The organism is Silvanigrella sp. (assembly GCF_044369315.1).
Taxonomy (GTDB): Bacteria; Bdellovibrionota_B; Oligoflexia; order Silvanigrellales; family Silvanigrellaceae; genus Silvanigrella.
On the sequence record NZ_JBIPMD010000320.1, the window covers coordinates 1 to 3,064 of the forward strand.

The window sequence follows — 3,064 nt, forward strand, 5'->3', positions numbered from 1 at the left end:
TAAAGCATCCTTTTTAAGTTTTTCGCAGTCACGTTTACATACGGAACAAATTCCATTGTCTCTCTCAAATACAGCTTTACGCATGTATCCGACATCTGACCTTAGTTTATGTTCATGCACACAGACATCTGAGCAGAATGAACGGCGCATCCCCGTAATTTGAGAATCACACCAACGACAATTTAAAAGTTTTTTTCCACGGAAGCTTTTTTTTCCTCGAAGTGGTTCCCTTAAATCTCGATTTGTTCGGACCATTTTAATTCCATTCCTAATTGCTCAGAATTTAACCTGACTCTACTATACACACTACGCCCGTGTTTCAAAACTAATGAATTAAAAAACAACATAAAAGATAAAAATACATAACTAAACAGTCTTAAGTTTAAGAATAGAATACACTTATCATAAAGTAAAGTCACTAAATTTTTTTATCATCTATTTAAAGAAAGATTTCCAACAAAATCAGTATCTATTTTTTTTGCTCCTGAATAAATATTTTTTAGTTCTAAAGAAGAAAAATTTAAAGCAATTGACTTACAATTATTTTTTTTATCAAAGCTAATACAATGATCATTTATAAAAGAGAGAGTCTTTTTATTTTTAGAATTATTTACGTCTAAAAATTTTTGAGTTCCTACAAAAACAAGATCAAAACTATGACACGAAGTTTTATTACTCTTTTGCTCCCAACTTAATGTTTTACATTTTAAAGAATATGCATCTAGTGATAGATTTTTAGGACGATTAACAACCCCAAATACACAACTAAAAATTATCAGACTCGGAACAATAAAGATGTAAAAAATAGTTTCAAAATCAATAGACTTTAAAGAATTCATGTTTCTCTCTCCTTAAAATTATGATAAAGTATATCTTAACTTATTATACTTTAAGATATATATATCATAAAGTAAACTAGTTATTTAAAAATTTATTTGCAAGAGTCCATAAATTTCTATTTAGTTCTAAATTTTTAGCGATAGAATTGACAGCCCTCGTTGACTGACGAGCGATTGGATAGCCTTTATCATTTAATTTATAAAAGCTAAGACCACCACGCACTAAATTTTCTTGTACGACATTAAATGTTGTCCATAAATCTAATTCGGATTCTTTTCTTCTCCTTGGTGCTAAAATTTTTTCTAACGGAAGATGAGGACAATCACTTTCTTTTTCCCATCTCAACGTGGTGGCTTCGTTTGCAAAAGAGAATCGATCATCAATAGATAAAACCTTTCTTTTCATTTCTAAAATATTCTCAATAGCAGAATCGCTACTATCTAACACTTCAAACGCTGCATCGATCACATCTGAATCATCAGCTTTGACATGCTTTATTCTAATAGTGTCTAAAATTGAACAGGGTGCTACTAATCCATTTTCACAAATCAATCTAAATAAACCTAGCGAAAATTTAAATGATGATTTTGCATCGTGACTTGTTTCCAAAACAATTTCAGGCACGACCTCACCTATTTCTAACTTATGATTTTCGTGTCTAAATCTTATTAAATGCCGTCCGCTTTCTTTTGCTTCATCTGTCCGAGACTTCGTTTGAGCAACAGCAAATGGTACAATATTTTTCTTTTCTAAAGTTTCTATGAGGTTTCTTGTCGAAAGAAAAGAATAGTTTTTTGAAACATCCAAACTTGCTTTATCTGCAAATGCAGCAGGAGCAAATTTTTGTACCTCATTGATTGTTAGGGGTCTGTTAGCTCTAAAATATTTCATGCCTTTGCTCTCCTTTTTAATTTAAAATTGAAATAATATTTTTTAATCTTCGTTGATCATCATATAAGTAAACACTTCACCGTCATGAACAATTTGAGCCTTATCAAAGGTTCCATCAATTTTTGGGATATCAAAATAATATGGTCTTTTTGTTTGTTTTGTAATTGCAAAAAATCTAATGGACAATTCATAAATTTTTAAGACACGTTCCCCAGAATTAGAACCTATTTTATAATCTTTGCTATCAAAATCATCCGAAATATACGAATCAAAAAATGCAGAAGTGCAATAAGTCGGTTCTAAAAAAAGCTTGGGAAAAAACTCAGACAAAAAAGCTAAAACCCCATCCTCGACAGCATCTTCTCTTGAATACATATGAATAAACATTTTTAAATCTCCTTTTTAAAAATCGGCGCAGACAAACATCTTGACTTCAAAAATTGAGTTACGCCGATACAGAAAACCATAAAGAAACAACAAGGCAAGCTTCGCAGGCTAAGGCCTGCTCGCTATCCACACACTACGCCACTTTGTGGCAGACGTTTGTAATTAACTTATTATTGATAAATATAGATATCTTATGTTTGAAATTTTGACGTCATGAGTGACGTCAGCTTTAAAAATGTGACGTCAAAATTTGATTTAACCTATTATTTTAATTATATTTATTTTGACGTCACGATGACATCACTCATGACGTCATATGCATTTTTTATAAAATTGTGACGTCATTTTGTGTGATTTTTTAATTAGTATTCTATATATTTAAATATTATTTTTATGACGTCATGTTAATAAATTATTAGGGAGGATATTAGTGAAAAGAATAACAATACGACTGGATGAAAAGCACTATCAGCATTTAAAATTTCTTGCAGACTCATCACAAAAAAGTGTAAATGCAGTAGTTGAAAGTTTAATTGAAGATGATAAAAATAAGTATGAAGAAACTCAAAAGAAGATCGAATTTGAACTTCACGAACTCAAAAAAATGATCAATGAAACAAATAAAAACGTCGTTACAGGATTACTATTAAACAGAGAAATTTTTAAAGAATCTGCAAAATGTGGTTTTCTAGCGAAAGCAAATATAGGTGAAGATCAAGATCTGATAGAGCAAATGAATGGATACGTTTCAGAAAAAGATAAAGCTACAATTAAAATTTTAAAAGGTGATCTTCCCCCAATTTTATAGACACAATTAACTGTAGTAGATGGTATATTATCTGACAATCTCCCTGTTTACAAAGACTCCCAAAAATGAAATTGTCTGTCAGTTAAAATTCAATCCAATATCTTTTTCCTTCCATTTTGGAATTCCGTCAAGGAAAGT

General features: G+C 30.5%; 4 protein-coding genes and 1 pseudogene. 1 reads left to right on the forward strand and 4 read right to left on the reverse strand.

Annotated features, from left to right (window positions below):
- The 4 genes and pseudogenes from ACIQ56_RS16185 to ACIQ56_RS16200 all read right to left on the reverse strand — a co-directional run.
- A pseudogene (locus ACIQ56_RS16185) lies at positions 1-255 on the reverse strand (hypothetical protein); the annotation flags it as partial.
- Positions 256-431: 176 nt separating this feature from the next.
- Positions 432-839, reverse strand: coding sequence for a hypothetical protein (locus ACIQ56_RS16190; protein ID WP_397602073.1), 408 nt, complete (start codon positions 837-839; stop codon positions 432-434).
- Between the two features lie 76 nt (positions 840-915).
- Positions 916-1,731, reverse strand: a complete 816-nt coding sequence (locus ACIQ56_RS16195) for a DUF932 domain-containing protein (RefSeq protein ID WP_397602074.1) — start codon at positions 1,729-1,731, stop codon at positions 916-918.
- A 42-nt stretch (positions 1,732-1,773) separates the two neighbouring features.
- Positions 1,774-2,118 carry a hypothetical protein gene (locus ACIQ56_RS16200; protein WP_397602075.1) on the reverse strand — a complete coding sequence of 115 codons (345 nt, stop codon included), beginning with the start codon at positions 2,116-2,118 and terminating at the stop codon, positions 1,774-1,776.
- 430 nt (positions 2,119-2,548) lie between these two features.
- Here ACIQ56_RS16200 and ACIQ56_RS16205 point away from each other — a divergent pair, with 430 nt between their 5' ends.
- A complete protein-coding gene (locus ACIQ56_RS16205; protein ID WP_397602076.1) occupies positions 2,549-2,926 on the forward strand; it encodes a hypothetical protein in 378 nt (125 codons plus the stop codon).
- The last annotated feature ends 138 nt before the right edge of the window (positions 2,927-3,064 follow it).